At 78.1% G+C, this 2,992-nt stretch carries 4 protein-coding genes; all 4 read right to left on the bottom strand.

The window, feature by feature from the left end:
* Nucleotides 1–58: 58 nt before the first annotated feature.
* Complete coding sequence (locus IE312_RS02795; RefSeq protein WP_189977931.1) at nucleotides 59–1,069, bottom strand: glycosyltransferase family 9 protein; 1,011 nt, start codon at nucleotides 1,067–1,069, stop codon at nucleotides 59–61.
* Nucleotides 1,066–1,785, bottom strand: coding sequence for an HAD-IIIA family hydrolase (locus IE312_RS02790; RefSeq protein ID WP_229898920.1), 720 nt, complete (start codon nucleotides 1,783–1,785; stop codon nucleotides 1,066–1,068). The genes IE312_RS02795 and IE312_RS02790 overlap by 4 nt, the downstream gene beginning before the upstream one ends.
* Nucleotides 1,782–2,777 carry a glycosyltransferase family 2 protein gene (locus tag IE312_RS02785; protein ID WP_189977929.1) on the bottom strand — a complete coding sequence of 332 codons (996 nt, stop codon included), beginning with the start codon at nucleotides 2,775–2,777 and terminating at the stop codon, nucleotides 1,782–1,784. Before IE312_RS02785 ends, IE312_RS02790 begins: the two co-directional genes overlap by 4 nt.
* Nucleotides 2,774–2,992: carbamoyltransferase C-terminal domain-containing protein (locus IE312_RS38570; protein WP_306419707.1), on the bottom strand; the 219-nt coding region annotated here is incomplete at its 5' end. The genes IE312_RS02785 and IE312_RS38570, both read right to left, overlap by 4 nt.

The following is a 2,992-nucleotide window of genomic DNA, read 5'->3' as shown; positions in this document are numbered from 1 at the left end:
TGGGGGCCCTGCACGAAGGCGGTGAGCCAGGATCCGTGCACGTGCCAGACGAGGATGTTCATGGCTGCCGCTCCTGTATGAGCTTGTGCACCGCGCGCACCACGTCCTGTCCGGTGACCTCGTCCAGGCAGGGGTGGCCGGGCACCGGGCAGGTGAGGGCCCGGGTGTCCGCGCACGGCGCCGACTGGTCGCCGAGCAGGATGACGGGGACGCCGTACGGTGCCCACCGCCCGGCCGGTACGACGGGGGCGAACAGGGAGACGACGGGGGTGCCGACGGCGGCGGCGAGGTGGGCGGGGCCGGTGTTGGCGCTGATCACGACGTCGGCCATGCGCAGCACGCCGGCGAGGGTGCGGGGGGTCGTCCGGCCGCCGAGGTCCACGGCCAGACCGCCGCTGACCCGCCGGGTCAGGCCGGTCTCGGCGGGACCGCCGGTGACGACCACACGGTGCCCGGCGTCGGTGAGCAGCGCGACCGCCTCGGCGCAGCGGTGCGGGCTCCAGGCGCGGGCGGGGGCGCTGGCGCCGGGGTGCAGGACGACGTAGGGGCCGTTGCCGGTGAGGCCGCCGGTGTCCGGGGGCGGCAGCACGCGCAGCCGGCCGTCGTCCCCGGGCGGGGCGGTGAACCCCAGGGCGGCGGCGGTGTCCAGGGCCGCCTCGGCCTCGTGCCGGCCCGCCTGCCGCCGGTGGCGTACGTCGAGCAGCCGGCCGGGATGGTCGACGCTGTCGGCGCCGATCCGGCCGACGCCGGCGAGCCGGAGCAGCAGGGCGGTGGGCAGCGGGCTCTGGTGGAACGACGTGAGGACGAGCGCGGTGTCGTAGGCCCCGGCGCGCAGCCGCCCCAGCAGGTCGTCGATGTCCGCCGGACGCACCGGAGGGGGGTCGAACCCTTCCCAGGGCGCCTCCCACACCAGCACCTCGTCCACACCGGGCAGCAGGCGGGCGGCGTCCGCGCCGCGCGGGCCGCAGAGCAGGGTGACGTGCGCGGACCGGGCGGCGACGGCGCGCACGGCGGGACCGGCGAGCAGCACGTCACCGAAGCTGTCGAGCCGGACGACGAGGGACTTCATTGCGGCCACCTCCTCCCCGCCGGTCCGACGGCGTCGGGCAGCGCACACCGCGCCCGCTCGTCGGGGACCGTGTCCGGGGGCGGGGCGGGAGGCCGGGCGGGGGTCCCGGCGTCCGCCGGAGCCGGCCACGTCCAGGGCTGCCGCGGGCGGGCGTCCGGGCGCGGACCCGGGGTGCGCCGCCCCACCGGGACCCCCGCCTCGATCAGGGCCGCGCGGACGGCGGTGAGCGCGTCGGGGGCGCTCTCGGTGGCGAAACGGGCCACTTCGGCCGGGGCGGTGGCCGCGTTGGGGACCAGGACGCCGCGGGCGCCGGCCGCGCGCGCGGCCAGCACGTCGGCGGCGATGTCCCCGATCACCAGGCACTCGGCGGCCGGTACGCCCAGCCGTCCGGCGGCCCTGTGCACCAGGCCGGGGCGGGGCTTGCGGCAGGCGCAGCCGGCCTCGGGGGTGTGCGGGCAGAACTCCCAGGTGTCCAGGCCGCCGAGCAGTTCGTCGGCGCGCTCGTTGACGCGGAGCACCTGCTCGCGGGTGAGCAGTCCGCGGCCGATGCCGGACTGGTTGCTGACCACGCCGGTGGCCAGGCCGTGCGCCCGGGCCAGCGCGACGGCCGCGGCGGCGCCCGGCAGCAGCCGGACCCGGTCGGGGTCGCCGTTGTACGGCACGTCCACCACCAGGGTGCCGTCGCGGTCGAACAGGACGGCGGACAGCCTGCTCACGCGGCACCTCCCAGGGGCTCGGCGTGCCGGTGGCGGACCACTCCGCGCACCCAGTGCCGGACGGCCAGCGGCGGGATGAGCACGCTGGTGCCGAGCATTCCGGCGATCTCGCGGGCGGTGCGCGGGCCGGGCAGGATCCGGGCGAGCGCGAACTCGGCGGTGCCCAGCGTCCACAGGGCCGCGCAGGCCCCTGCGGCCCGGCGCCGCCCGGCCAGGGCGCAGCCGGCGGCGGCGAGGGCCGCGCCGGTGACCGCCAGATGGCGGGGCAGCCGGCCGCGGGGCGCCTGGGCGCGGTCCCACCAGTCGCGGCCGTGGAGCCGGTTCATCAGGGCGTCGTCGGCGTTGCCGCGCTGCGCGGGCAGTGAGGCCCACCAGTGGGCCGGACGGACCGGGTGCCGGGTGACGCGGGCGCCGCGGACCAGGTCCCATCCGGCCCGCTGCACCCGCAGGGCGAGGTCGGCGTCCTCGCGGAAGGCCCGCGGGAAGCGTTCGTCGAAACCGCCGGTCCGCTTCAGCGCCTCGGTGCGGTACGCCATGTCGGCGGTGGCCCAGGCGGCGTTCTCGAGCCCCTTGGTGGTGCGCTCCCAGTCGGTGGGCCGGCGGTCCGGGGGCAGGGGGACGCGCAACCGGCCCTGGACCCCGCCGACTTCGGGGCCGGCCGCCCGCAGGTCCTCGGCGAGCCGCCGGGACCAGTCCGGCAGCACCTGGACGTCGTCGTCCAGGAACACCGTCCAGGGCGTGCGGACGGTCTGCCAGCCGGCGTTGCGGGCGGCGGCCGGTCCCTTGCCGCCGGTGCGCAGCGTGCGCACCCGGTCGAGCAGCTGCCCTGCCGTCTCCAGGGCCAGGCCGCCCTCGGGGTGGGGGCGGTCGTCCACGACGACCACCTCGTGCGGCGGATGGCCGGCGGCCGCGGCGAGCGCGCGCAGGCACTCGGCGAGGCAGGGCCGGCCGATCGTCGGGACGACGACGGTGTAGGCGGGCGCGCCGCTCATGCGAACGCCTTCCCGCGGCGGATCGCGAACGGGCCGAGCACCAGCAGGTCCACGGGGGCCGAGCCGAAGCACTCCAGGGCGTCCCTGGGGTCGTCGACCATGGGCCGGCCGGCGGTGTTCAGGCTGGTGTTGACCACCACCGGCAGTCCGGTGCGCCGTTCGAAACCCTCGATCATGCGGGCCACCAGCGGCTCCTGCGCGCGGTCCACGGTCTG

Source organism: Streptomyces capoamus, assembly GCF_014654935.1.
Classification (GTDB): domain Bacteria; phylum Actinomycetota; class Actinomycetes; order Streptomycetales; family Streptomycetaceae; genus Streptomyces; species Streptomyces capoamus.
Note: the sequence above shows the minus strand (reverse complement) of the source record. Positions and strands in the feature narration are given on the sequence as shown.